This window comes from Brevibacterium paucivorans (genome assembly GCF_016907735.1).
In the GTDB taxonomy this organism is placed as follows: domain Bacteria; phylum Actinomycetota; class Actinomycetes; order Actinomycetales; family Brevibacteriaceae; genus Brevibacterium; species Brevibacterium paucivorans.
On sequence record NZ_JAFBCP010000001.1, the window covers coordinates 1,358,470 to 1,382,002 of the forward strand.

Annotated in this window: 19 protein-coding genes and 1 riboswitch; of the genes, 11 read left to right on the forward strand and 8 right to left on the reverse strand. The window is 60.6% G+C overall.

The window, feature by feature from the left end; all coding sequences use genetic code 11:
- Nucleotides 1-58: 58 nt before the first annotated feature.
- On the forward strand, nucleotides 59-1,525 hold the full coding sequence (locus JOE56_RS06345) for an amidase (RefSeq protein WP_204515319.1): 1,467 nt from the start codon (nucleotides 59-61) through the stop codon (nucleotides 1,523-1,525).
- A gap of 60 nt (nucleotides 1,526-1,585) precedes the next feature.
- On the opposite strand, the gene JOE56_RS06350 is transcribed toward JOE56_RS06345, so the two are convergent.
- Nucleotides 1,586-3,061: an APC family permease gene (locus JOE56_RS06350; protein ID WP_204515320.1), complete on the reverse strand. Its 1,476-nt coding sequence runs from the start codon at nucleotides 3,059-3,061 to the stop codon at nucleotides 1,586-1,588.
- A 117-nt stretch (nucleotides 3,062-3,178) separates the two neighbouring features.
- Nucleotides 3,179-4,492, reverse strand: a complete 1,314-nt coding sequence (locus JOE56_RS06355) for a DNA methyltransferase (protein ID WP_204515321.1) — start codon at nucleotides 4,490-4,492, stop codon at nucleotides 3,179-3,181.
- Nucleotides 4,493-4,623: 131 nt separating this feature from the next.
- Here JOE56_RS06355 and lhgO point away from each other — a divergent pair, with 131 nt between their 5' ends.
- From lhgO to JOE56_RS06375, 4 genes are all read left to right on the forward strand, one after another.
- Nucleotides 4,624-5,853, forward strand: coding sequence for an L-2-hydroxyglutarate oxidase (gene lhgO / locus JOE56_RS06360; RefSeq protein ID WP_204515322.1), 1,230 nt, complete (start codon nucleotides 4,624-4,626; stop codon nucleotides 5,851-5,853).
- 430 nt (nucleotides 5,854-6,283) lie between these two features.
- Nucleotides 6,284-6,673 (forward strand): universal stress protein, encoded by a 390-nt coding sequence (locus JOE56_RS06365; RefSeq protein ID WP_204515323.1) that lies wholly within the window; start codon nucleotides 6,284-6,286, stop codon nucleotides 6,671-6,673.
- A 280-nt stretch (nucleotides 6,674-6,953) separates the two neighbouring features.
- A complete protein-coding gene (locus tag JOE56_RS06370) occupies nucleotides 6,954-7,310 on the forward strand; it encodes a hypothetical protein (RefSeq protein WP_204515324.1) in 357 nt (118 codons plus the stop codon).
- Nucleotides 7,311-7,317: 7 nt separating this feature from the next.
- The gene (locus tag JOE56_RS06375) at nucleotides 7,318-8,238 is read left to right on the forward strand and encodes an inositol monophosphatase family protein (RefSeq protein ID WP_204515325.1); all 921 of its coding nucleotides are present in this window, start codon (nucleotides 7,318-7,320) and stop codon (nucleotides 8,236-8,238) included.
- A gap of 65 nt (nucleotides 8,239-8,303) precedes the next feature.
- On the opposite strand, the gene JOE56_RS06380 is transcribed toward JOE56_RS06375, so the two are convergent.
- The 4 genes from JOE56_RS06380 to JOE56_RS06395 all read right to left on the reverse strand — a co-directional run bounded on the left by JOE56_RS06380 (nucleotide 8,304) and on the right by JOE56_RS06395 (nucleotide 12,457).
- Nucleotides 8,304-9,056 (reverse strand): ATP-binding cassette domain-containing protein, encoded by a 753-nt coding sequence (locus JOE56_RS06380; protein ID WP_204516083.1) that lies wholly within the window; start codon nucleotides 9,054-9,056, stop codon nucleotides 8,304-8,306.
- Between the two features lie 251 nt (nucleotides 9,057-9,307).
- On the reverse strand, nucleotides 9,308-10,342 hold the full coding sequence (locus JOE56_RS06385; RefSeq protein ID WP_204515326.1) for an iron chelate uptake ABC transporter family permease subunit: 1,035 nt from the start codon (nucleotides 10,340-10,342) through the stop codon (nucleotides 9,308-9,310).
- The gene (locus JOE56_RS06390) at nucleotides 10,339-11,451 is read right to left on the reverse strand and encodes an ABC transporter permease (RefSeq protein WP_420867784.1); all 1,113 of its coding nucleotides are present in this window, start codon (nucleotides 11,449-11,451) and stop codon (nucleotides 10,339-10,341) included. Before JOE56_RS06390 ends, JOE56_RS06385 begins: the two co-directional genes overlap by 4 nt.
- A gap of 25 nt (nucleotides 11,452-11,476) precedes the next feature.
- Nucleotides 11,477-12,457: a siderophore ABC transporter substrate-binding protein gene (locus JOE56_RS06395; RefSeq protein WP_204515327.1), complete on the reverse strand. Its 981-nt coding sequence runs from the start codon at nucleotides 12,455-12,457 to the stop codon at nucleotides 11,477-11,479.
- Nucleotides 12,458-12,595: 138 nt separating this feature from the next.
- On the opposite strand from JOE56_RS06395, the gene JOE56_RS06400 reads away from it, so the two are divergent.
- From JOE56_RS06400 to JOE56_RS06425, 6 genes are all read left to right on the forward strand, one after another.
- Nucleotides 12,596-14,254: an amidohydrolase gene (locus tag JOE56_RS06400; protein WP_204515328.1), complete on the forward strand. Its 1,659-nt coding sequence runs from the start codon at nucleotides 12,596-12,598 to the stop codon at nucleotides 14,252-14,254.
- 118 nt (nucleotides 14,255-14,372) lie between these two features.
- Nucleotides 14,373-14,464, forward strand: a riboswitch (glycine riboswitch).
- A gap of 102 nt (nucleotides 14,465-14,566) precedes the next feature.
- Nucleotides 14,567-17,539 carry an aminomethyl-transferring glycine dehydrogenase gene (gcvP, locus tag JOE56_RS06405; protein WP_420867785.1) on the forward strand — a complete coding sequence of 991 codons (2,973 nt, stop codon included), beginning with the start codon at nucleotides 14,567-14,569 and terminating at the stop codon, nucleotides 17,537-17,539.
- 27 nt (nucleotides 17,540-17,566) lie between these two features.
- Nucleotides 17,567-18,703, forward strand: a complete 1,137-nt coding sequence (gcvT, locus tag JOE56_RS06410; RefSeq protein WP_204515329.1) for a glycine cleavage system aminomethyltransferase GcvT — start codon at nucleotides 17,567-17,569, stop codon at nucleotides 18,701-18,703.
- A 101-nt stretch (nucleotides 18,704-18,804) separates the two neighbouring features.
- On the forward strand, nucleotides 18,805-19,194 hold the full coding sequence (gene gcvH / locus JOE56_RS06415) for a glycine cleavage system protein GcvH (RefSeq protein ID WP_204515330.1): 390 nt from the start codon (nucleotides 18,805-18,807) through the stop codon (nucleotides 19,192-19,194).
- A 111-nt stretch (nucleotides 19,195-19,305) separates the two neighbouring features.
- Nucleotides 19,306-20,835 (forward strand): L-serine ammonia-lyase, encoded by a 1,530-nt coding sequence (locus JOE56_RS06420; RefSeq protein ID WP_204515331.1) that lies wholly within the window; start codon nucleotides 19,306-19,308, stop codon nucleotides 20,833-20,835.
- Entirely contained in the window at nucleotides 20,835-21,476 is a 642-nt protein-coding gene (locus JOE56_RS06425; RefSeq protein ID WP_239530646.1) for a DNA-3-methyladenine glycosylase, read from the forward strand. Before JOE56_RS06420 ends, JOE56_RS06425 begins: the two co-directional genes overlap by 1 nt.
- A gap of 167 nt (nucleotides 21,477-21,643) precedes the next feature.
- On the opposite strand, the gene JOE56_RS06430 is transcribed toward JOE56_RS06425, so the two are convergent.
- Both JOE56_RS06430 and JOE56_RS06435 read right to left on the reverse strand, forming a co-directional pair.
- On the reverse strand, nucleotides 21,644-22,297 hold the full coding sequence (locus JOE56_RS06430) for a hypothetical protein (RefSeq protein WP_204515333.1): 654 nt from the start codon (nucleotides 22,295-22,297) through the stop codon (nucleotides 21,644-21,646).
- 27 nt (nucleotides 22,298-22,324) lie between these two features.
- On the reverse strand, nucleotides 22,325-23,503 hold the full coding sequence (locus tag JOE56_RS06435) for an aminotransferase-like domain-containing protein (protein WP_239530386.1): 1,179 nt from the start codon (nucleotides 23,501-23,503) through the stop codon (nucleotides 22,325-22,327).
- Between the last annotated feature and the right edge of the window lie 30 nt (nucleotides 23,504-23,533).

The window sequence follows — 23,533 nt, forward strand, 5'->3', positions numbered from 1 at the left end:
GCTTCCAGTGTACGGGCGATAATGCATGGGCAGTGAACGAATATGCCACACTACGTGTATGAGTGACCTACATTACATGGGCGTAAAAGAAGTTCTCCAGGCATATCAGCAAGGATTGTCACCCGTTGAGCTCATTACGCACCTCCTTGAACGTATCAAACACGTCAACCCCCACATCAACTGTGTCATTGATACTCTGCCTGACTTGGCACTCGAAGAGGCCCACCGTGCCGAGGCGGTGCTCCGCTGGCAGTCGGAAGGCACCTCGGGCGCGAGGGAAGGGGGAGTGGGGGACACCTCGGCGGTATTTGCTGACAAACCCCTTCTGGGCGTGCCATTCCTTTTGAAGGAGCAGCATGACCTGGCCGGGTACTCAGCAACGCGCGGGTCCCAGACGCTGGCCGGCGCGGTGGCGGAGGCCGACCACCCGATCGTGGCGCGACTGCGGGCAGCCGGTGCGATCCCCCTGGGACGTACCACCACGCCGGAGTTTTCCTGCGCCACGTTTAGCCACACGCGCGAATGGGGGATCAGTCGCAACCCGTTTAACCTCGATAAGACGCCGGGTGGTTCGTCCGGTGGATCAGGGGGTGCGGTGGCTGCCGGGTTGGCGCCGTTTGCCACCGCGTCAGACATTGCGGGTTCCACGCGAATCCCCGCCGCGTTCAACGGGTTGCCCGGGTTTAAGTCGCCTTTTGGGTCCACGCCGGGGACGCACCCTTCGAACAATGACTGGTACCGTGGCGACCACGTTTTGGCGCGCAGTGTTGCCGACACCGCTTATGTGTTCAACGCGATCGCCGGGGTTGATCCGTACGACAACGCGACGGTCCCGGTAGAGGACTACCCGCACGAGTTTGGTGAGGCTGGGCAGTTGCTTGCTGGTAAGCGCGTGGCGGTCAGTGCTGACCTGGGGGCGTACACGCTCGACCCAGTTGTGGCAGCGGGTGTCGACCGCGTGGCGCAGGCGCTAGCCGGTGCGGGTGCGGTGGTTGAGACCGTGGACGTGGGGCTTGACTTGGAGACCATCACACGGGCGTCGATGAGCCACTTCGGGCACATTTTTGGGGCGAAGCTGTTCCAGTCCGTGGATGGGTATTTGAGTGGTTTCGAGCCTTACACGCGCCTCATGGTCGAGTCGACCACGCAGGCCGCCCGTGAAACCAGCCTGGTGGACAGCCTGGCGTTGGAGTCCCAGATCCAGGACACCCTCACCCGCGCCATGGAGGGGTACGACGTGTTGGTGACGGCCACCTCGGCGATTGAGGACCTGGACGCCGGTTGCGACTACCTAGGTGAGGTGGAGCGCGAGGCCGGGAACCTGGACTTCTACTGGGAAGGGCACATGACGGTGCCGTTCAACATTGCCAACCGCAGGCCAGTCATGGCAATGCCCAGCGGCGTGGGGAGCGCGGGTGTGCCCACGAGTGTGCAGATCGTGGGGCACCCGTATGACTGCGCGCCGGTGTTTGAGGTTTCGGCGGCGCTTGAGCAGTTGGTTCCTGTGCCGCGGCCTGAGGTGTAAGAGGTAGCTAGGTGAATGTGTGGGTACACGGTTGGTGCCACCGTGTACCCACACGTCTCGTTAGTGGTTCTTGCCCAGTTTGGCGAGCAGATCGTGCTCCGCGTTAGGACCTGGTGTTACACCGCCCGGGAGGCGGAACATCATCACGACTCCAGCAATGAGCCACAGTCCGAACATTGTCCACGACGGCCACGCCAGCTCAGCTGACCACGGTGTCACCGGGAGGTAAAGGACAAACAAGAGCAGGCACAGGACCGCAGCGATCGCACCCACCACGATTCCGACATTGCCTTTGCCTCCAACTCGCATGGGGCGTTCCATGTCAGGTTCACGCTTGCGGAGCAGAACAAACGCTACTGACACCAGGAAGTACGTGATGACAATCATGGGTGAACCGGCATCCACGACCCAACCCAACATCTTCGAACCCAAGAACGGTGTCACAACCGACAATGCCCCGATAAACAGGAGCGCATTGGCTGGAGTGCGGTAACGTGGGTGAATTTTGCCGAACCACGCAGGGATCATTCCCGAATTAGCCATTGCCCACATGAGTCGTGACGCACCCATCAGGAACGCGTTCCAACTGGTAATGATCCCGGCGAGCCCTCCAGCGATCACGATTTTGCCCCAAATGGGGTGGCCCAACATCGCGGTGAGGGCATCGGCTGTGACCAGACCGTCTTCTGCGTTGAGTGCAGCAATTTCGTCGTGGGGCATGGACACCGAGGTGGTGAAAATAATGACGACGTACCAGGCCACGGCCATGAGAACCGCGAACACGACGAGTTTGCCGATCTGGCGCGGTTTGACGTTGATCTCTTCTGCGGCTTGGGGGAGTACGTCAAAGCCCACGAAGAGGAATGGAACGGCCACGAGCACCGTGACAAAGCCGCTAAAGCCCCCAGAGTAGAGGGGTTCAACATATTCCATTTCGCTGCCGGTGAAGGACCCGAAAACCAGAAGCAGACCCACGATCAGCAAGAACGAGACGACAAACGTCTGAACAAGTGAAGCGACTTTGACGCCTCTGATGTTGATGTACGTCAGCACAACCGCGGTGATGACACCCACGAGTGCCCACGTGAGATAGACATCGAATCCCGCGATTGTCCACAGGTAAACCTTATTGAGGTCAGGGAACAAGTACAGTGCCGTTTTGGGTACGGCTACGGCTTCGAACATCACCACCGTGATGTATCCGCCCACGATGCACCACGAGCCAATCATGGCGATCTTTGGCCCCATGCTGCGCATCAGATAGTTGTGCTCTCCACCGGCCAAAGGCATGGCAGCGACGAGTTCGGAATACACGACACCAACAAATGCCATGATGACACCGCCACCAACAAACGCGAGAAGCGCTCCTACAGTGCCGGCCTGTTCAATCCACCCTCCAGCGAGAACAATCCAGCCGAAGCCGATCATGGCGCCGAAGCCTACAAACAGTGCATCGAGACGGCCCATTGCTTTGTTGAAAATTGAGTCACGTGACTCATGTGTGTAGCTACCGGGATGTTGGTGTGGCTCACTCATGCGTATCTCCTTTGATCCTGCCGTGGGGCACACACTAGTTCGGTTTACGCATGATGTGTGCAGTGGCTCACACGTTGATATCGAATTGTTTTGTTCAGTTCGGGCGCACGCCTGTGGTCAGTCAAGGCGCACATCTGTGAGAGCCGCCGGGTCGCAACCCGTGGCCTTCGCAGCAGCCACCACTCTGCGCCTCGCCAACTCACTGATGGTGATGGAGTCTGGGGTGGCGGCCTCTTTCGAGTCCAACTCGCCAGCGGAGGGCCGCAACACCTCGGGCTTTTGTACCAGGATGAACTCACGCCGTCCGCCGTCTTCAGCGTTGAGCTCCATGACAGCCTGCCCCGTAGTCCCGGAACCGGCAAAGAAATCCAGGATTACCGCCTCGGGATCAAAGAACGTGCGCGAACGCACCAACGTGCGCATGAGCGACACCGGTTTGGGGTACGTGAACAGGCCGCCCAACCCCAGGGCCACCAGGTCGTTGCGCCCCTCATGCCCCAGCGCGCGCACGATCGAATACATTTTGGACGCCGCCTGTTCCGCGGGCGTGATCCGCACGACCGCATGCTTGCCATCACCCCACGGCCGCAAAATGTGAGTGCCGGCAGCCAACCACGCATCGACCTGCGCCTTCTTCGCCGGGCCGCGCACCGCCTCGATGTCCTCATACATCAGCCGCCGCTCCGTGCCACGCTCATACCGGCCAAACGTGGTGCGCAAAACATCGTCCTCAACCAGGTAGCGCGCACCGTCGATGGTTTCGTACTTGGCAGGCGGGCGTTTTTCCTGCCAAAACCCGTCCACCAGTGACGCGTCCTTGGCCCACACCGCGATGTAATCGTGCCCGCGAATCCACGTCCGAGCCTGGCCTCCACCCCTGGCGCGCTGGTGCACAAACGACCCCAAGAAGTTCTCTTCCCCAAAAACCTGGTGGCCCACCAGCGTCAAAAACGCGTGCTCACGGTCGTCAATGGACACGAAAATGACACCGTCTTTACGCATCAGATCACGGGCAACAATAAGCCTGGGTAACATCATCGACATCCACCCCGCGTGCCCAGCCACCCCAAAAGTATCGCGGTACGGCAACGCGTTTCCCGTGTTGTACGGCGGGTCGATGTACACCACTGATACGCGGTCTTTGTGGGTTTGGCGCAGGTGCTTGAGTGCGTCCAGGTTGTCGCCCTCGACCACCATGGAACCCGTGGACGGAAGTGTGGGGGTGGGCCCGCTGGGAGTTGCGGTTCCGGCGGGGGCGGGTGCCGCCTCGGTACTGGTTCCGCTGGGAGCTGCGGTTCCGGCGGGGGTGGGTGCCGCCTCGGCCGAGGTGTCCCCCAACACCCCCACATACCCCACCTCCGCGCGGGGAGGGGTGTGGGCGGCCGCTACTGCGTCAGCGCGGCCGGTCCAGTCGAGTTCGTAGGTGCTCACGCCCCAAAGTCTATTCAGTTCGTGTTGAGCGGGGCCAAAAGGCAGGCGAAACGGCGCAAAACGAGCGAAACCGCGCAATATACTGCGCAGTTTCGCTCGTTTTGCGCCGTCTGGGCTGGCACACTTGAACCATGGAGCTAAAGCGCATTGCAGTTGTTGGCGGCGGAATCATCGGAACGGCAGTTGCGCGTGAACTTACGCGCAAACAACCACAAGCACACATCACCCTGATCGAAAAAGAATCGCAGTTGGCGCAGCACCAGTCGGGCCACAATTCGGGCGTGGTCCACGCGGGGCTGGACTGCGAACCTGGTAGCACGAACGCCAAACTGCACCGGCGAGGCGTCGAACTCCTCACCGCGTACACCACGCAGAACGGGCTGCCCTTGAACGAGTGCGGGAAACTGGTCGTCGCACAAGACATGGACGAGCTCGAACGCCTGGACACCATGTTTGAACGTGCGCAAGCCGGCGGCGTGCCCGGCGTGCGCATGCTTGACCGCCCCCAGATGCGCGAAGTCGAACCCGGCGTGCGCGGAATCGCCGCCCTGCACTCGTCCCACACGGCCATCACCGACTACAGCAAGATCACTGACGCGTTTGCCCGCGACCTCGAAGCCGCCGGCGGCCGAATCATGTACGACTCGGAAGTCAAACGCATCGACGCCATGGGTAATGAGGCGCGCATCCGCCTGGCCCTGCCCGGTGCGCAGGAATCGACCATGACCGCAGACGGTGGCACATATGACCTGGTCATCGCCTGCGCCGGCCTGCAAGCAGACCGCTTGGCCGAACACAGCGGACTGGACCCGTACCCCAAAGTCGTGCCGTTCACGCGCGACTACTTCGAGATCAACGGCGAATCCACCAAGGCAGTCCGTGGCCTCATCACCGCAGTGCCCGGCACCCCCAACCCGGTCCACCTGACCCCCACCACGCACGGCGCACTCATGGTGGGCCCGTACGCGTCCTTGTCACTGGGCCGTGAAGGCTACTCACGCGGGCTGTCCGGCTTCAAGTTGGACGACGTCGCGTCCACGCTGGGCTTTGGCGGGTTCTGGAAGTACGCGTCCAAGAACTTTCAGAGCGCGGCCCGCGAAGCGCGCACAGCCGTCTCGCCCAGTTCGTATTTGGAAAGCGCGCGCAAGTATGTGCCGGACCTGAACGTGTCCGCCGCGCGCCCCGGCCCCCGAGGTGTCCGCGCCCGAGCCATGACCGCTGACGGTTCGTTGGTGGATGACTTTGTGGTTTCTGCCCGAGGTCGCCTCACCCAAGTGCGCAGCGTACCTGCTGCTGGGGCCACCTGCTCGATGGCGATTGCTGAGCACGTTGTAGACCAGGCGCTTGCGCAAGTTTCGTAAGGCGACTCGCTGAAGAGTGCGTGTCCTGAGAGCGCTGCGCCCTGCGGTGCGGAACGCGTTTAGCTACAGTCCAGAAATTGGACTGTAGCTAAACGCGCCCAGATCAAACCATTTAGTGACCTATGTCACTGTTTTGGGGTCCTTTGGCTACAGTCGGAGCGCAAGATCGAGCTCGACTGTATCCAAATGACTCGGCCCCCACCCGCCGAGGTGTGAAGAAGTGACCCTGGACGTGCAGTTGCGGGCAGGTGTGGTTGTCCTGTGGGGTGGGCGCCAGGGCCAGACGGCGCGAAACGAGCGAAACTGCGCAATATAATGCGCCGTATCGCTCGTTTCGCGCCGTCTCACCCGCCTCAAGTTCCCCAAATGTTAAACCCGGACGCACGCTGAGCGCGCTAAGTGGGAAACATGTCATCGATATACTGAACGTATGACTGTTCTCATCGGCTACCTCCCGGCTCCAGAAGGTAAGGCTGCACTTGAAGTGGGTTTTCGTGAAGCCCACGTGCGCGGAACTGACGCGATCGTGATCACGTCGCCTCGCAAAGGAGCCCCGGACGTTATCACGAATCTGAACGAGCAAGCACGTGAAGACATCCTCGCGGTGGCCAAAAAGCACCAGGTGCAAGCGCGAATCGAACAGCCCACACACGAAGACGACCTGGTGGGAACGTTTAACGACTTCGCCGCTGAACACGGATGCGACCTGATCGTGATTGGCCTGCGCAAGCGTTCAGCAATTGGCAAGTTCATTCTGGGCTCGCAAGCCCAGCGGATTCTCCTCGAAGCTGACGTGCCCGTGCTGACCGCAAAGGCGTAGCGGGCGCAAGCGCCTGCAAGTCGTGCGCCACTCGTCTCAAAAAATGTCTCGCGCAACGTTCGCCATCCACCATTGTGCAGTGATGTGTAATAGTTGTTCACTGTGGGTGTCTTAGTGTTTGAACAGTCTCAAATTGCAGACACGCACGGTGTCAGTAAGAAAGAAATTTGGGGTAGCTCGCGGGGAAGCGGGCCACGGAAGCTCCACGAGCAAGAAGCGGGAGTGTGAAGAACGAATGTCACGCCGTCCTAAACCGCTGTCTACCGAGCAAAAAGCGCTCGTGTCTTCAGTCCGTCGGATTTCAAAACAGCGGTCGCGTATCAACGCCGCCTACATTGCGTCCGTTGTGAAGGCGCGAGAAGCAGGAGTGACTTTTTCGGTCATCGCCGAAGCTGCAGGCATGTCATCGCAAGCAGCACAAGAGATCGTGCGGCGTCACGGCTCAACCGGCAAAACTTCCTCAACCGACCAAAGCCAGGACCCAAACAAGGACCCAGGCGACCCAGACCCAGCCAACCAAGACACCAACGAAAGCAACGAAAAGTCCATCGGAAGCACCAGCGGAGTACAAAGTGGCGTGCCTCAAGGCGCCGCAGCTGTTAGACATGAGGTAGGAACTCAAAACCCTAGCGAATAGGACGCACGTGGATCAGCCCACCGCCACTCACACCTCGGCCCACCAAAACCCCTACGCGCCCCTCCTCGTCATCGCCCGCAACGCCGCCGTCATGGCGTGGGAACGGATGAACCATTGGTCCGCCCAACTCAGCGACGCAACCGTCGACGCGAAAGACAACCCAAATAACCTTGTCACAGTGGCCGACGCCCAAATCGAAAGCATCGTTACCGGCTACCTCAACCACGTTCGCCCAGGTGACACGGTTGTTGGCGAAGAGAAGGTGGAGCCCACGCCGTTCGACCCGTCCGCATGGCCCGGCCTCCTCGACATCCCAGACCACACCCACATCCCGGCCTGCGAATGGCACATCGACCCCATCGACGGGACCGTGAACTTCGTCCGTGGCATCGAGCACTACTGCTTCTCGGCCGGCGTGCGCCTCGCCAGCCCTGACCACCCGGCCCAGGGCACGTGGCTCGCCGGTCTCGTCGCCGCGCCAGTCATGAACACCACCTGGTTTGCCACCTCGGGGGCGGGCGCGTGGATGACCGCAGGTCTCCCTGACATGCAACGGATTCTCACCCCCGCCGAGGTGGGAGTCGCCCGCCTTTCCGGCACCCCCGCGGGGAGGCGAGGCAGCGTGGTGGCCACTGGATTCGGTTACGGGAAGGAGCGGCGTGACCGGCAATTCCGTGCACTGATCGACATTATGGAACGGTTCGACGACGTTCGGCGCATGGGCTCAGCGGCAATCGACCTGTGCCAAGTAGCGCAAGGGCGCGTCAACGCGTACTACGAACGGGGCCTGGGCGTGTACGACTGGGCCGGGGGAGCGGTGATCGCCCGCGAAGCCGGCTGCCACGTCCACATACCCACGGAACGGGACATGCCAGTGGTGGCGGCTGACACCTCGGACCTTTTGGAGTTCCTCACCAGTACGGCTTGAGGCCAGGCGCGACGCACGGCGCCAAAACCTGCAGCGCCGCTACCAAGCCAACTCAGTCCACGTACTTAGTGGTACACCGCGATCTTGCCGCGCGGCCCGTCCAACACCTGGATGGGGGTGTTGAAAACGCCGGTGAGGATGTCGTCGCGCATGATCTGTTCCGGAGTGCCGAACTCCACCACCTGACCGTCTTTCATGGCACAAATGTGGTCCGCGTAGGTGGCGGCGAAGTTGATGTCGTGCAGGACAATCACCACGGTGCGACCCAGCTCGTGCGCAGCCTGGCGCAAGTGCTTCATCATGGTCACCGAGTGCTGCATGTCCAGGTTGTTCAGCGGTTCGTCCAACAGAACGTAGTCCGTGTCCTGCGCCAACACCATGGCAACGTACGCGCGCTGGCGCTGACCACCGGACAGTTCGTCCAAGTAGCGACCCTCAAGTTCCGTCAGACTCAGAAAGTCGATCGCGTCGCTGATGATCTTTTCATCGTGCTTGGTGAGGCGGCCCTTTGAGTGGGGGAAGCGCCCAAAGCTCACCAGCTGTCGCACTGTAAGGCGAGTGACGAAGTGGTTTTCCTGACGCAGAATCGACACCACCTTGGCCAATTCTTTAGACGGGGTTGAGGTCACGTCGAAGCCACCCATAGAAATGGTGCCCGTGTCCATGCCCATGAGGCGCCCCATCATGGTGAGCAACGTGGATTTTCCGGCCCCGTTGGGGCCTACCAGCGCGGTCACGCCGCATCCGGGGATCACCTGGGAGACCGGGCCGATCGCCACCGAGTCGGAATACCGGCGTGTGACGTTCTCAATCCGAATGGCCAGGCTGGGGTCCGGGCCACCAAACTCGCACGAGTCGCACCCGTCGCCAGCGCACGCCCCAGGCTTAGCCAAGGATGCCGCGGACCCCGTGGATCCCTTGGACTCCCTGGGCTGGAGTGACAGGATGGTGCGGCCCTGAGGAGGTGTCACAGCCTCGCCCTGGCCCGCGCCCGCGCCCGCGCCTGCATCAGCAACCGCGCCCGCGCCTTCGTGTTCAACCTCACCTCGGTTCGCCTGTTTGCTTAATGTCACAGTCGTCCCCTCTTGAGAATGTATGCCAGGAAGAACGTGCCTCCCACCAGCTCAATGATGATGCCCACGGATCCTTGGGCGTAGAAAATGTTTTTCAAAATAAAGTGCGCTCCTCCCAAAACCACGAACCCGGTGAGCCATGAAACAGGGAAGACTCGGTAGTGGTCGTAGGTGTCGGCGAGTTGGTACGAAATCATGGCCACCAGGAACCCAAAGAACGTCAGTGGCCCCACAAGTGCTGTGGTCATGGCCATGAGCACGCTGACCAGGCCCAGCACCATGATCAAGTTTTTCTTGTAGTTCAGCCCCAGGTTTACAGCAGTGTCACGCCCCAGGCCCAGCAGGTTCAGTCGCCCGCTCATCAGCACCAAGAGCGTCACCGCTACCAGGCACACGGGCACAGCGATCGCCAGGTATTCCGCGTGGGCTGACGCAATCGACCCCACCAGACGCGCCGTCAGCACGTCGAATTCGCTGGGCGTGAGCAGTCTCTGCATGAACGTCGAAGCAGCGCCCAAGCCGCCCCCAATGACCAACCCGATGAGCAGCGTTGTCTGGAGGTCACCTCGGCGGCCGGACAGCAACCACGAATACAGCAACACCGCGAATACCACCATCACCACGGTCTGCAGAACAAACTGCGGCGTGCCACGCAGAACCGACCCTCCAGCGATCCCAAACAAGAACACCGAACCGGTCTGGATGAGCGTGTACAAGGACTCAAAACCCATGATCGACGGGGTCAGAATGCGGTTGCCGGTCACGGTCTGAAACGCCACGGTCGCAGTCGAGTGGCACAGCGCCACCAACGCGATCACCAGCAAGTTCTGGACTCGCAGCTGCGCGATCAGCCAGAACCCCTCGGAGCCAAACGGCATGGGGTTGTCCCACGAAAGTGTGCCAAATGTGATCCCTGCAGTCAGCGCAATCAGCACCCCAACGATGATGGCGTACCGGCGCCTGGCTCGTGGGGTGGGAAGTGGGTGGGTTGAACGGGCCGAGGTGTCCGTCACCTGAGTTGTTTTGCTCACCGTCCGCGCCTCCTTTGGAGGAGAAGGGCCACGAACACGATCGACCCGATGATGCCCAGGATGAGTGACACGGGAACTTCGAACGGTGCGATGATGGTGCGTCCTACCAGGTCGCATATGGTGACCAGGCTGATTCCGGCCAGGCACACCCACGGCAGGTTGGAACGTAGGTCATCGCCACGGAACAGCGACACCACGTTGGGCACTACCAGTCCCAGGAACGGCAGGTTCCCCACGACCACCGTGACCAGGCCAGAGGCCAGCGCAACCAGTGCGGTTCCCAACAGGATGATGCGGTTGTAGTTCAGGCCCACGTTGGTGGCGATGTCTTTACCCAGGCCAGCAACCGTGAAGCGGTCTGCAGCAATGAAAATAGCGATGACCACGGCAACCACAATCCACAGCGGTTCGTACTGGCCACGCAAGACCGAGGTGAACGACCCGGCAAACCAGATCCCCAGGCTTTGGAGCAGGTTGGTTTGAAGAGCAATGAAGTTCGACAGCGCACCCACAACCGCGCCCAGCATGAGCCCCACAATGGGCACAATTACTGAACTGCGAAGCTGGATGCGACTCAAGAACGCAAAAAAGATCAGCGTTCCCACAAAAGCAGACGCCACCGCGATGACCATGCGGGTGAGAACACTGGCGTCCGGGGCTATCACCATGGTGAGCAGGAGGCCCAGGCCGGCCCATTCGGTAGTTCCGGTGGTGGTGGGTTCCACGAACCGGTTCTGCGTGAGCATCTGCATGACCAGACCACTCATGGCCATGGCCGCCCCGGCTAACACCAGAGCGATCGTGCGGGGGATACGGGTGATCTGGAAGATCGACGCTCCGTCTTGGCCCGAAAAAATGTCATATTCGCCCACGAACAGACTGACCGTCACCAAGGCTGCGGTGACAATGACGCCAATAATGAGTGGCCACGTAAACAGCCTTCCCGCCGGGGCGCGGTTGCCCTTGTCAGCACGGTTACCCTCACCGGCACGGTTGCTGGCACCACCTCGGGAGCTTGTACCACCTCGGGCGCCTTTAGAAACGCGACTACCCGCGGTGGGAGCCGTGCTCCGTTCCGCGGGTGTCGCTGATTTGTTGTGAGACTTCACTCAAAGTCTCCGCAGTTGGTGTGCATTACTTCTTTTCCATTGCATCGGCCAGCTGGTTGTAGAACTCGGTGTACGTCTGCAGGCCTTCGTTGAGGTAGGTGTCCTGCGGCATGTACACGATGTGCTTGTTCTTCACCGCGTTGACGTTCTTCAGGGCCTCCGACCCTGCAATGAGTTCGTTTGCAGGAGTGTACTTTTCGCCTTTGTTTGCGCTAATCGACGCGTCACGGTCCATGACCATGATCCAGTCTGGGTTGGATTTAGCGATTGCTTCAACCGAAATGTCGTCGCCTTGGTGATCACTCGATGAGTCTTTCACTTCCAGGGACGGAGTAAGCCCCAGCATGTCATATGCCGGTCCCAATGTGCGACCGCTGTGCGGGGCCGCGAAGTTGATGTTGCCACCAGTTGTGATGACGGACAGGACTTTTTCGTCCTTGTTGTATGCGTCCTTGACGCGCTTGACGGACGCGTCAAAGTCCTCGTTGAGCTTCTTGGCTTCGTCCTGCTTGCCAAAGATTTCGCCCAGCGTGGTGGTCTGGCGCTTGAGCTCTTCGCCCAGGTCTTCGCCTTCGCGTGGTTCAAGGTTCACAACCGGAGCGTCGCCAGCGTACTTCTTGACCTCTTCACCGTGGTCGCGGAAGCGCTGGCCGGTGATGACTAGGTCGGGCTTGGAGGCCACGATCACTTCGAAGTTGGGCTCACGGTGGTTTCCCACTTCTTGAATGGAGTCATCTTTTTTCTGTGGGTTGTCCGCCGGCATGAGCTTCTTTGCAGCAGCGACAGGTTTGATTCCCCAGCTTTCCAGCGTTTCAAATGAGCGGTTGTCCAGAGCGACCACGCGCTTAGGGTCTTTGGGGACTTCAACTGTTCCCGAGTTGTCCTCAATCGAGATGGTTTCCCCGGACGCGTTTTCTTCTCCTGGGGTGCCCGAGCCGCACGCGCTCATAGTGAGGGTGAGCGCCGTGGCGGTCGCAAGTGCCGCTGTGAGCCGGCGAAGTTTCATATCGTCTCCTGATGATCTGACGTGTAAGTAAGGTTAGGTTATCCAAACTTTAGTGAATATAGCAATTCTTTTGTGCGCTAATTCGCATTTCGGTTGAGTGAGACGGCGCAAAGCGAGCGGGAGCCCTACACTGGCCCCATGACCCAACTTTTCGTCAACGCGAACATCCACACGTTCGACCCCGCCAACCCGCACGCCACCGCTATCCTCACGGACGGCGAAACCATCACAGCGGTGGGCGATGCGAAAGATTTGAAGGCGAACACCTCGGGCGTGGAAACCGTTGACTTAGGCGGCGACACGGTCATTCCCGGCTTTGTGGACGCCCACCTGCACGCGCTCGCCCACGCGGAATCCCTAGCGGAACTCAACGTTTCTAAAACCACCTCCCTGCCCGAGGCGGTCGAGGCTATCCGCGCATTCGCCGCGATCCTGCCCCAGGGTCAGTGGGTGACCGGCGGACGTTGGGATTACAGCAAGTGGGGGCTGCGGCACCAGCCCGATAGGTCGTTGCTGGATGTGGCGTTGCCGGATCGGCCCGTGGCGCTGTGGTCGATCGACTTCCACACGCTGTGGTGCAACGGGGCGGCCCTACGTGCCGCCGGAATTGACCGCAACACCCCGGACCCGCGCGGTGGAAAAATCGTGCGTGACGAACACGGCGAACCTACCGGGATTCTGCGCGAAGACGCGGCCACGCTGGTTGAGCGCGTCATTCCGCACCTGCCAGAAGAGACGCTGGGCGAACTCATGCGCAACGCACAAAAGCAGTGGTTGCAAGAAGGTCTGACCGGGCTGCACGACATCGACGGTGAGTTCTCCAAACGCGCGTGGAACCAGTTGCGCGCAAGCGGTGACCTGAACATGCGCGTAGTGAAGTACCTGCGCCTGGACGAATACGACTGGGCCAAAGATACTGGGTGGACCACCGGATCGGGTGACGACTGGTACCGCCACGGCGGGCTCAAGCTGTTTTCTGACGGGGCCCTGGGATCACGATCCAGCTACATGTCCTCCCCATATCCAGCCGAAGGTGAACTGTATGAGACCGGAAGTGACGCCGGGCAGAACTATGGCATGCAGATCACCACGGAAAACGTGCTGATTGAGCAGATGCGGGATGCGTACGCTCACGGAATTGTGCCAATCGTCCACGCAATTGGCGACCAAGCGAACCATCACGTTCTCAACGCATTCGAGCAGACACAAACCGACCGCCAAGCCGCTGAAAAGCGCTTAGGGTATCCATTGCGCGCCCGGATCGAACACGCGCAGTTCGTGCAACCACAGGACGTTGCCCGGTTTGCCAAGCTCGACATCATCGCATCTATGCAGCCACGGCACTGTATTTCGGACCTGCACCTGCTCAACGCGCTGCGCCCAGACCCCAACCTGGCCGCATACGCATGGACCGCGCTCCTGGACGCAGGCGCACACGTGGCCTTCGGTTCCGACGGGCCGGTGGAACCCACCACCCCATTCGCGGCGATCTACGCCGCCATGACACGCGCCGACATCGCCGGTGACCCCACCACAACATTCCAAGCCCAGAACCGCATGGGAGCCTACCAAGCGATCAGGTGCCATACAGCGGGACCGGCGTTCGCCTCGGGCATGGAAACCCGGGCTGGCGCACTCAAGCCGGGCATGAACGCAGACTTCATCGCCATCAACCACGACCCCTTAAGTGTGACCGAGTTTGGCGACGACGACGCCCTGTTCGAACACGCAACCGCGATCCGCGACACCGTCGTCAACACCACCGTGGTGGGCGGTCGCATTCAGTTCCGCAGATGACGCCCGTTCCGCAGGTGAAGCGCGCGAAACCCCGCACGCGCCAGAACGTGATTAAGATAGACAGCAACTAAGATAAGTGAACAACTGACAACTGAATAACCCAACTCAATAGCCGTTTTAACGTGCTTGGGGAGAGGCGCACACGCTGCGTCGCCGAAGGGGCAATTCCCTCCCCCGGAAACTCTCAGGCCAACACACCCAAGCACAAAGGCATTCTGAAGCCCGATCCACGCCAGTCATCGAAGCACGTGCGCGGATCAGGTGACAGAGCGGGGAGGAAACCGATGTAATCGTTCCTACGTGAGGACTCATATGACCACCGGTTCCCACCAACCTGCAACATCGATGGCCGTCACTTCCGCCGTAACAGGGGATGCACCTCGGCCATTTTCTGACCGCCACATTGGCGCCCGTGCCCACGAAACCCAGCAGATGCTCGACGCGATTGGCGTGGACACGCTCGAAGATCTGGTTCGTCAGGCGTTGCCACAAAACGTTCAGTTCGAAGGCGAACTTGATCTGCAACAGGGTCTGGATGAGCACGTGGTTCTGGAGCAGTTGCGGGAAATCGCGGGCAAGAACCAGATGCGTGTGCAGATGATTGGTCAGGGGTACTACGACACCATCACCCCAGCCGTTATTCGCCGCAACGTTGCCGAAAACCCAGCCTGGTACACCGCATACACCCCGTACCAGGCTGAGATCTCCCAGGGTCGTCTGGAAGCGCTCATGAACTTCCAGCAGGTCGTCATCGACATGACTGGTCTGCCCATCGCCAACGCTTCGCTCCTGGACGAAGCCACCGCAACCGCAGAAGCTGTTTTGCTCATGCGCCGGGCCAACAAGAAGGGCTCCACGGTTGTTCTGGACTCCGAACTGCACCCGCAGGTCATCTCGGTTGTGCGCACCCGTGCGCATGCCATGGACTTCCAGGTGCAGGTCGCTGACCTGTCCCAGGGGCTGGTGGGTGACGACGTGTTTGGCATCGTGTGCGCCCAGGTGGGTACCTCGGGTGAAATCCGGAACTTCGACGACGCTGTGCGGGGTGCCAAGGAACGCAACGCGTTGGTGGTGTTCGCGACCGACCTTCTGGCTCTCACCCTCATGAAGTCGCCTGGTGAGCAGGGCGCCGACATCGCCGTTGGGTCCGCCCAGCGCCTGGGTGTGCCGCTGTTCTTTGGTGGGCCGCACGCCGGTTTCCTATCAGTCACCAGCAAGCTGCGCCGTCAGCTGCCAGGTCGTCTGGTTGGTGTGTCAACCGACCCTGAAGGCAAGGCCGCTTACCGCCTCGCCCTGCAGACGCGCGAACAGCACATTCGCCGCGAAAAGGCCACCTCGAACATCACCACCGCGCAGGCTCTGCTCGCTGACATGGCCGGGTTCTACGCGGTCTACCATGGGCCGGCCGGGCTGACGCGCATTGCCAGCCGCATTCACCGTTTGGCGCACGCGTTCGCACAGTGCGCGGCAAGTATTTCCGGCGCCGAGGTGGTAACAAGTACGTTCTTTGACACCGTGACGCTCAAGGTTGCAGACGCCGCGGCCGCTGTCGCAGCCGCGGATGAAGCAGGCATCAACATCCGCCACATCGACGCCACTCACGTGGGTGTGTCATTTGGTGAGTCACACGACGTGGCTGTGGCAAACACCCTGCTTGAAGCACTGGGTGCCAGCGAATCCATTGACGCTGACGAGTTCGACAAGGCCGGCGAAGGAACGTTCGGGCCGGGGCACGTGGCAGCGCCGCAGTTGCCGGAAAACCTGGTGCGCACCTCGGAGTTCCTCACCCACCCAACCTTCAACTCCTACGGCTCCGAATCCGACATGATGCGCTACATGCGCGAACTCGCCGACCGCGACCTGGCGCTGGACCGCACCATGATTCCGCTAGGTTCATGCACCATGAAGCTCAACGCGGCAGTCGAGATGGAACCCATCACGTGGCCGGAATTCGCGTCCATCCACCCGTTCGCACCAGCCCAGCAGACTCAAGGCTGGACCCAGTTGCTCACGGAACTGGAAGAGATGCTGGCCGAAATCACCGGGTACGACAAAGTATCCCTGCAGCCCAACGCGGGATCACAGGGTGAGCTTGCGGGTCTGCTTGCGTTCAAGGCGTACCACGAAGCAAACGGGCAGTCACAGCGCGACAAGATCCTCATTCCGGCTTCTGCTCACGGAACCAACGCGAGCTCCGGTGCGTTGGCTGGGTTCGACGTGGTGACGGTTGCGTCCGCTGAAGACGGGTCGATCGACGTGGAAGACTTGGGCGCCAAGATCGCTGAACACGGTGACCGGGTCGCCGGAATCATGATCACCTACCCTTCCACCCACGGGGTTTTCGAAGCTGACGTGCGCAAAGTGTGCGACATGGTTCACGAAGCCGGTGGCCAGGTCTACATCGACGGGGCGAACCTCAACGCCACGATCGGTTGGGCCAAGCTGGGTCAGATCGGCGGGGATGCTTCGCACTTGAACCTGCACAAGACCTTCGCTATCCCACACGGTGGCGGTGGCCCCGGTGTTGGGCCTATCGCGGTAGGTGCTCACCTGGCCGAATACCTTCCAGGCAACCCACTGGACGAACAGTACGTGGACGGAAGCAACGCGGACGGACTGCCTGTCTCCGGTGCCTTCCAGGGCTCGGCTGGTGTGACCCCGATTTCCTGGGCATACATCAAGCTCATGGGGCAGCAGGGACTGCGCGTAGCAACCGAGCACTCACTGCTCACCGCCAACTACGTGTCTCGTGAACTGCAGGACTACTTCCCAACCCTGTACACCGGTAACACCGGGTACGTGGCACACGAATGCATTCTGGACTTGAAAGAGATCACCGCTCAGTACGGGGTGACCGCTGAAGACCTGTGCAAGCGCCTCATGGACTTTGGGTTCCACGCACCAACCTTGGCGTTCCCCGTTGCGGGAACCGTGATGTTCGAACCAACCGAATCCGAATCTAAGACCGAACTGGACCGCTTCATTGTTGCGATGAAGAAGATCCACCAAGAGATCACGGCGATTGGTTCTGATTACAGCTACGAAGAGTCGCCTCTGGCACACGCCCCACACACTGCAACCGTGGTGTTGGGCGAAGAGTGGGACCGCAAGTACAGCCGTGAGCAGGCCGTGTACCCAGTGTCCAGCCTCAAACGCAACAAGTACTTCCCACCTGTGGGACGTATCAACAACGCGATGGGTGACCGCAAGCTGGTGCCGTTCTGCCCGCCACTCGAAGCGTTCGACGTCGATGCGAACTTCGACCTCGTCGCAATCTCGATCTAATCAACCTCACACTCAAAGGAGTCGACGATGACCAAACACACTCCGCTGTATGACATCCATGAAAAGCTGGGCGCTTCGTTCACCGACTTTGGTGGCTGGGAGATGCCACTGAAGTACCAGAACGAACTGGACGAACACCGCGCAGTGCGTGGCACCGCCGGTCTGTTCGACCTCTCCCACATGGGAGAAGTCCGCGTGAAAGGTGCCCAGGCTGGGGACTACCTGGACTACGCGATGTTGTCCAAGTACTCCTCCATGAAAGTGGGCAAGGCTAAGTACGGTCTGCTCATTGATGAAAACGGGCACCTGATGGACGACCTCATCACGTACCGTCTGGCAGAAGACGAATACCTGATCGTGCCCAACGCGTCGAACACCCCGGCTGACGTGGAAGCGTTCACGAAGCGAGTAGATGCGTTCCTGGCCGCTAACCCCGGTGCCGACGTCACGGTAACCGACGAATCGGCCGACACCGCATTGATCGCAGTGCAGGGGCCCGCTTCTGAAGACATTCTGCTGTCCACGCAGGACTCCGACGAAGCCCGCAACGCCATCAAGGAACTGGCCTACTACGCATGGGCACCACTGAAGGTAGGTGGCCTGGACATTCTGTTGGCCCGCACCGGGTACACCGGCGAAGACGGATTCGAACTGTACCTGCCCAACGCAGGCGCAGAAGAGCTGTGGAATGTGCTGACCGAGGTCGACGCAACGTTCGATCTGGTGCCAGCCGGCCTGGCTGCGCGCGACTCACTACGCCTGGAAGCCGGAATGCCACTGTTCGGCAACGAACTCACCAACGACATCACCCCAGTCGAAGCAGGCATGGGTGGCATGGTCGCAGGTGCGCTGAAGAACAAGACAGAATTCGTAGGACGCGAAGCACTCGAGAAGCTGGACACGTCGAAGGTCAGTCGCACCCTGGTTGGCCTTAGCTCGTCCGGCCGTCGCGCCGCCCGCAGCGGTGCCGAAATCAAAGCTGGCGAAAAGACGGTAGGGACGGTCACCTCGGGACAGCCTTCCCCCACCCTGGGACACCCCATTGCCCTTGCATACGTGGACGTGGACCAGGCAGAAGCGGGAACCGAACTGGAAGCCGACATCCGCGGCAAGCGCTACCCCTTCACCGTGGTAGAAACCCCGTTCTACCGTCGCGAATCCTGACCCGAAAAGTTAGAACTTTTTGCACTGAACAACCCATACATGAGGCACACTTGAAGTGATGCCCATCGTGCCCCAGCTCGGGCACCACGAAAGGAACACACATGGTTAACCTTCCAAAAGAACTGTCCTACTCCGCAGACCACGAATGGGTCAACGCAGCTCCTGACGCAATCGCTGGGGCGACCGTGCGCGTTGGTATTACCGAAGTCGCATCGGATGCGCTTGGTGAGGTCGTATTCGTAGACGCACCCCAGGTTGGTGACAGCATCACCGCTGGTGAAGCGTGTGGTGAAATCGAATCGACCAAGTCGGTGTCCGACCTCATCTCACCAGTTTCCGGTGAAGTTGTAGCCGTCAACGAAGCACTCGAAGACAACCCAACCCTGGTAAACGACGACACCTACGGTGAAGGCTGGATCTTCGAAGTCGCCGCAACTGAAGCCGGCGAACTCATGGACGCAGCCGCATACGCAGAACAGAACAAGCTCTAAAACGTTCACAGGGGGTGCGAGACTCGCTCACGCAGAGTCCCGTACCCCCTTTTTGGTGCTTGTTTTGAGAGTTCGGCGTGGAACCGTCGAGGTGGAACAGGGAGGACAACGATGCCAGTAAGTGTTTTCGAACTTTTCTCAGTAGGAGTGGGGCCATCGTCGTCACACACGGTAGGGCCCATGCGTGCCGCAGCCAGTTTTGTTGAGCTGGTGGGGGAACGGGTAGACGAGCTCGCCTCTGTGCGTGTGGACGTGTTCGGGTCCCTGGCGGCAACAGGGCGTGGCCACGGCACATTCGACGCGATCCTGCTGGGACTCGAAGGGTGTAAGCCCGAAGAAGTCGAAGCCAACGACATGGACCAGCGCAAAGCGCGCATGGCCCAGACGGGTGCCGTCCGCTTTGGCGACGTGCGCGACATCAAACTCACTGAAGACGACATGGTGAAACGGCCACTCACCGTGCTCGAACGTCACACCAACGCCATGACGCTCACCGCGTTCGACGCCGCTGGAGAAGAACTAGCGAAGGAAACGTATTACTCCGTTGGTGGCGGGTTCGTGGTCGCAGAGTCCGACGAAAACGAACCCATTGGTGGTGAACTCCACACCCCCGACGTCATCCACGAAACCCACGACCACATCGCTGGAACCACCGTCCTCGGTGAGGACCTGTCCCAGCTTCCAGAAGAAGATGCGGCTACTGAACCCACCAACGCGGAAGCCGGGGGTGCCGGGTCAGAGGGAACGACCTCGGCGCCGGTATACGAATACACTTCCGCAGCCGACCTTCTGCGCATTTCTAAGGAAAACAACCTGGCGCTGTGGGAGATCGTGATGGCCAACGAGCTTCAAGAGCGCACAGAGGAGGAGATCCGCGAAGGGCTGCTCCACATTTACTCCGTGATGGACGAATGTGCGATGTCGTCGCTGGACCGCACCGGGTACCTGCCGGGCGGGCTGAAGGTGAAGCGGCGCGCCCACGACTGGTTCCTGCGGTTGAAAGCCGAGGACCCCAACAACGACCCCAAGTTCTACCAGGAGTGGGTCAACCTGATCGCGTTGGCGGTGAACGAGGAGAACGCGTCCGGCGGGCGGGTCGTGACTGCGCCCACCAACGGGGCTGCCGGGATCATCCCTGCGGTGATGTACTACGCGCTGCACTTTGTGGACCGGGTCGTGGACGCTGGGCCGCAGGGGCGCGCGGACGCGATCGTGGAGTTCCTGCTGACCGCGGCCGCAATTGGCGGGTTGTACAAGGAAAAGGCTTCGATTTCTGGCGCCGAGGTGGGATGCCAGGGTGAGGTAGGTTCGGCTTCGTCGATGGCGGCTGGGGCGTTGGCACAGGTCATGGGCGGGACCCCTGAACAGGTGGAAAACGCGGCCGAGATCGCCATGGAGCACAACCTGGGGCTCACATGCGACCCGATCGCCGGCCTGGTACAGGTGCCTTGTATTGAACGCAACGCAATTGCTGCCGGCAAGGCCATTAACGCGGCCAAGATGGCGCTGTGGGGCGACGGGACGCACCGGGTGAGCCTCGACGAAGTGATCGAAACCATGCGGTCCACCGGTGAAGACATGAGCCACAAGTACAAAGAAACCGCGATGGGTGGTCTGGCGGTCAACGTCGTCGAGTGCTGATGGACGCGGGTGGTCCTGTGGGGAGCCGGCCGGACGGGCCGGTGGGCGCGTGCGATTGGCTCAGCCCTGACGCGCGTGCCAGTGCGCGTTTGTTGCTCGGGTGCTTTTTGGCCACCCCAGATGTGACGGTCCGGATCACCGAGGTCGAAGCGTACGCGGGCACCGACGATCCCGCGTCTCACGCGTACAAGGGCCAGACTGCGCGTAACGCTGTCATGTTTGGGCCTGCGGGGCACTTGTACACGTACACCATGCATGGGCACACGTGTTGCAATGTGGTGTGTTCCCCCGCTGGTGTGGCGCAGGCGGTGTTGATTCGGGCCGGTGAGGTGGTTGACGGGGCCGAGGTGGCTTACAGTCGGCGCCGGCCTGGAGTGAGTGCTACGCACCTTGCGCGGGGGCCGGGAAACTTGACCCGCGCGCTGGGTGTGACCATGGATCACTCTGGGGTTGATTTGTGTGATCGTGGCTCTGAGGTGAGGCTTGTGCGTGGCGAGTTGCGCGCAGGTGAGTTGGTGGCTGTGGGGCCGCGTGTGGGAGTGAGCCAAGCGGCCGATGACCCTATGCGTTTCTGGATTGAGGGTGATCCAACGGTTTCGGCGTATCGGCGCTCGCCCCGGGCGCCTAAACCTTCGCGTTGAACAGGTGTGCGAGGGCGTTTACTCTACACTCCTCGAAGTAGTCTGTAGAGTAAACACCCTTTTTGTTCGTTTTGTTCACGTTTTTGGCCCAAAATCGGCGAGTTACCCACCACCCCTGAGAGGAAACAACTGACTTGTGGTGGGTAATTGGGTGGGGGCAGCCCCACCTAACCCAGGCCCTTGAGCCGCTTGGCCAACTTAAACGCCCGCGCCCGCCGGAACTGTTCACTCACCGCCCGGCGATCCGGCTCCATCCACCACTCCTGGCAATACTGCTCATACAACCCACGCCACGTGTCCACGAAATGCGCGCGACACACCTCGGCCTGCGAATCCCACAACCGCACCAAAAGCGCGTCACCGGTCACCAGCTCATAGCCACGCTCAGCCTTCTCATCCACGTGCGACGACACGGGCTTAAACGCGCGCACATCATTGCTGACCAGCACATCCATCCTGCCCTGCCACGCGGCAACATCAAGGTGCGCATCGTCGGGGTCCTTGACGAAACCCCTCCGAGTCATGTCCATGCTGGCCATATCCAGGTGCTGCATCGACTGCCGTCGCGCCTCAAACGCGCCCCCAATCTGTAGGCGGGTCCGCTCCCGGTACACGCGCCTGAGCGCCGGCCGTAGTTCTTCTAAGATCGCCGAGGTCGTAAACAGTTCCAGCGCGACGCCGCCCCGCGCGCCGTCACCCCGGCCACCACCTCGGCCGCTTCCCTGGGAAACACCACCCAGTTCACGCATCGTGAGCAACCCCAGCCACAGAAGATCCGACACCAGCACGCTGGTGTCGACCAACGCCCGAAGCCTCGCCACTAAACCGACCCCACTACAACACCCGCACTAGAACACTGTGGCCAGACGTGCCACGCCTTCTTCGATGACATCCGGTTCCGCAGAAACGAACGTTAAACGCATGGACTGGTAATTGGGGTTTTCCATGTAGAACGGTGCCCCCGGCACAAAAATGACACCAGCGTCAATAGCCTTGTACACCAGTTCAGACGTGTCGTAGCGCTCCGGCAGGTACACCCACACGAACATGCCACCTGAGGGTTCGGCAATGTAGGACCCGGTGGGCAACACCCGGTCCAGCGCATCAACCTGGGTGCGCATGCGCTGGCGGTAGGTTTCACGCACCGGCTCCAGTTTCTTGTCCAGGTCGTTCGTCTCCAAGTAGTGCGCAACCGCTAACTGGTCAATCGTTGAGGACTGGATGACGGTACCCTGCTTGGTCACGGTGACACGTTCCAGGATTTCGTCGGGCCCGTGGATCCACCCAATACGCACCCCAGGCGAGAGCACCTTAGACAAAGACCCCAGGTAGAACGCCCGGTCAGCAACCCGCGGGTCGGCACTAATCGGTTGCACCCGCTCGTCCGTGAACCGCAACTCCGAATACGGGTCGTCCTCAATGAGCCACATGTCCGACTCGGACAGCACCTGCGCAATGTGATCCCGCCTGGACGCCGGCATGGTGATCCCGGTGGGGTTCTGAAACGTGGGAATCGTGTACAGCGCTTTGGGGCGGTAGTAGTGGATCGCCGCCTCAAGGGCTTCGGGCACGATGCCACCTTCGTCGGTGTCGATCGCCACGAACTCGATCCCGTGCATCCCAAACGCCTGCAGGGCAGACATGAACGTGGGATTTTCACACAAAAGAACGTCACCCGGGTTAAACAGGGTGTGCGCCAGCAGGGAAATCCCCTGCTGAGAGCCCGAGGTGATAAGGACGTTGCTCGCTTCTGCACTGATCCCGGTTCCGCGAATCCGCTGCGCTGCGGCTTGGCGAAGTTCCCATTCTCCGTCGGTGACACCGTACTGCATGGCGCGCCCACCTTGCGTGTCGAACACGTGTGAGTACGCGGCCTTCATCCCTTCAACGTCGAAGAGTTTTTCGTCTGGGTGCCCACCGGCGAAACTAATGATGGCCGGGTCGTGCGCGATCCTAAACAGTTCCCGAATAGGGGACGGTGGCATCTGTGAAATGCAGTCATTTAGACGCGCTCGAATTGGTTCCATGTGAGTCATGGTAAACCGAAAATCCGAGGT